We start from the raw sequence: 2,150 nt of genomic DNA, 5'->3' as shown, positions 1-2,150 counted from the left end.
TCGCCGTCTTGCAAGTAAGAGTCGTAATGCTCTACAAAATCCCTAACATCACCGTCATACATGCTGCGAGTGCTGTCAGCAAGCGGGGCTTCTGCTGTGCGGTAGAACCTAGCCCAGCGGCTAAAGCGGGAGGTATTGCCGGAGCCTAGTGGCTGTCTATCGGGGTATCCAGTCTGGCGCACACGCTGCGCTGCCAATAGGCCAATCATGCGCGACAGGCTTTGCACAGCCTGACTAAGAAGCGTCGCCGGAACATCCTTATTGAAGTCGGGGATAAGGCGGATAGCCAGATTTGTTTCGTAACACTGCCGAAACCCGCGAATGATGCCGCTATTACTGTTGGGGTTTGGTGTGTCTTCAAAGTTATACCCAGTGTCGTTGGACGTATCCCACTCTGCCGCCATATTCTCTAGGCGAGTCAGGGCAAGCTCCAAGTCTTCGGGTGTAGGTGATCGGGTAATGCCCGATATGCGAAGCTGTGAGTAAGCCCCGCGAATAATATCTACTTTGTCAGTGACGCCGCCCGTATCATCGACGCGGTACGTGCTCGTGTTCGACATTCTCTTCAAGCCTCGCCAGTATGGTGTCAAGCGTCATCTTGTGGTGCGGTTTGCGGCCAAACTTTGCTTTGTACCGTTCGCGCAGCTCTGCTAAGTCTTCACGCTCGCGGTCTGGCGTTGCGCTATATCCGTTCTTGAGTGCGTACTTGACACGCTTGGCGTCAAATCGGAAAGGCTCGCCGTTTTTGTACAGAATAGTAGCCATAATTAACCATAGAGAAAGGGGGCTTTCGCCCCCTGTTATCAGAAGGTGACTGCTACACCAACTCGGCTTGGATCACGTACTGTGATGCCGTACCAAGTGAAGAGACGGTAGCGGAAGTTCATCGTCTCGATGTTTCCATCGTAAACAAGATACATCTCTTGACCGTTCTTCATGGTGGAGCTGATGACTTTCATGCCGTCAAACTGCTTGAACAGGTTGGCCGGGATGGTGCCACCGATTACCTCTACCGCGTCTTTGTCCCAGAACAGGTTGGACTTCGCTGAAGTGTCAGTATTGACACGATCAACGGTTGCCAAGTTGCCAATCTGGGTGTCGATGTTGGCATACTGCTTCTCAGTGGTAGACAGCGCCGGGTCATCGAAAGCGATAGGCTTAGGATAAACCTCGATAGTGGTGCCATCGGGCTTACCAACGATGGTGAAGGTCATAGCCTGCCCAGTGTCGGTTTTGTCTGCCAAGCCGAGGGCTTTCACAGCAGTACCGCCGTTGGAGAAGGTCACCTTGTCGCCTACGTTGTAGCCAGAGCTATCCGAAACCGGAATAGAGGCGTAACGGTAGTCAACGTTGGTTACAACACCAGTTGCAGTGTTAACGCTGCCGCCCTCAGGGGCGAAAGACTGAGCGCCAGTTACAGTTGCAGCCGGGTCAGCACCGCCAGCGAGGTTAGGCAGGAATGAACCCACATAAACATCAAACTCTGCAACGTTGCCAGCGATTTGACCTTTACCCCATACATCTTCGGGGCGGCCTTGCACAGTCTGGCGACCGGCCAAGTCTTTAGCGAAGGTCAGGTTATCGCGGTCATTCAGCAGAAAGCAGCGCTGGGTGTGCTTGCCTTGACGCTCATTCATCAGGGCTTGGCCCTCACCAATGAAGTCGTAGCCGCTGGTAGCGTTAGAGCGATAGAACATAGTGCCCTGGGTGGTCATGGTCGAAGCAATCTGCTTGTTCAGCTCAGTTGCTTGTTGACGGCCAGACTCACGGCCACGGCGCTCCCAGAAACGGGTGTCCCGCAAGTCATCGGCGCGCTGTTGAACGAAATCGTTCTTCGGAGTGCCGAGGATAGAGGGATAAGTTTCCTCGATGATCTCTTGTTCCTGACCCGCAACAGACCAGCCAGAGATAATCGGAGCGTGTTGATCGACAGGACGCCAAACCACATTGCCTGCGTTCTGCATGTCAGCGGGGTCTGGTTTAAAGAAGTCCACTTTGTCAAGCATCATCTCCTGATGCTCGAATGTGTCAAGGGCGTTCTCGAACAGCACCTCAACGATTTTGCCAGTAGTAGCCATTTCAGCTTACCTCGTTACCATTTGGATACATCAATTCACTTCTGCCGTGCCTCGCGCCGGATGTTGAAACGG

At 53.4% G+C, this 2,150-nt stretch carries 3 protein-coding genes; all 3 read right to left on the bottom strand.

Going from position 1 to position 2,150, the window contains the following annotated elements:
* Window positions 1-560 (bottom strand): packaged DNA stabilization gp4 family protein (locus ABYP33_RS18800; RefSeq protein WP_373092847.1); only part of this gene is annotated, 560 nt, incomplete at its 3' end.
* Window positions 529-765: a hypothetical protein gene (locus tag ABYP33_RS18795; RefSeq protein ID WP_373092845.1), complete on the bottom strand. Its 237-nt coding sequence runs from the start codon at window positions 763-765 to the stop codon at window positions 529-531. The genes ABYP33_RS18800 and ABYP33_RS18795, both read right to left, overlap by 32 nt.
* Window positions 766-803: 38 nt before the next feature.
* Window positions 804-2,078: a P22 phage major capsid protein family protein gene (locus ABYP33_RS18790; protein WP_373092843.1), complete on the bottom strand. Its 1,275-nt coding sequence runs from the start codon at window positions 2,076-2,078 to the stop codon at window positions 804-806.
* Window positions 2,079-2,150: the final 72 nt, after the last annotated feature.

It is taken from the genome of Zhongshania sp. (assembly GCF_041584495.1).
In the GTDB taxonomy this organism is placed as follows: Bacteria; Pseudomonadota; Gammaproteobacteria; order Pseudomonadales; family Spongiibacteraceae; genus Spongiibacter.
The sequence above is the reverse complement of the archived record's forward strand: the minus strand, read 5'-3'. Positions and strand labels throughout refer to the sequence as shown.